A 438-nucleotide genomic window follows, 5' to 3' on the forward strand; every position below is an offset into this window, starting at 1 on the left:
TCATCTGACTATTCAGACCAAACATGCAGTTACCGACGCTTCTCCGATGATGAAAGAAGAGAAGTCCAAAAACCTGTTGAAACAACAGCAAGAAACTGCCGAAGCATAATTGGACAACTCCCTGACCCTTACCGCCCGTATTGAGAAATGCGGCATCATCTGTTACACGCCCGCAGGTGTGCCTGTGTTGGATTTAATGCTGAAGCATGAATCTTGGCAAAATGAGAACGGTGAAAAATGTCTGGCAAAGCTTGAAATGGCGGCTAGGATAGTCGGTAAGGAGGCTTTGGTTTGGCAGGGTCGGCAGGATTGGGCCGTACAGGTTAGCGGTTTTTTAGCCGCAGCCAGCCTGCGTTATCCAAAGCCGATACTGCGGATACAGAACATTCAAGAATATAAAGGTTAACCGACAATGGCTCGTCAATCATTCCAACGTAG

General features: G+C 47.5%; 1 protein-coding gene and 1 pseudogene. Both read left to right on the forward strand.

The window, feature by feature from the left end; all coding sequences use genetic code 11:
- A pseudogene (gene rpsF / locus ACTHTS_RS11305) lies at nucleotides 1-109 on the forward strand (30S ribosomal protein S6); the annotation flags it as partial.
- Nucleotides 110-406, forward strand: a complete 297-nt coding sequence (locus tag ACTHTS_RS11310) for a primosomal replication protein N (protein WP_440370094.1) — start codon at nucleotides 110-112, stop codon at nucleotides 404-406.
- Nucleotides 407-438 lie beyond the last annotated feature (32 nt).

It is taken from the genome of Neisseria sp. P0019.S003 (assembly GCF_051957115.1).
Taxonomy (GTDB): domain Bacteria; phylum Pseudomonadota; class Gammaproteobacteria; order Burkholderiales; family Neisseriaceae; genus Neisseria; species Neisseria flavescens_D.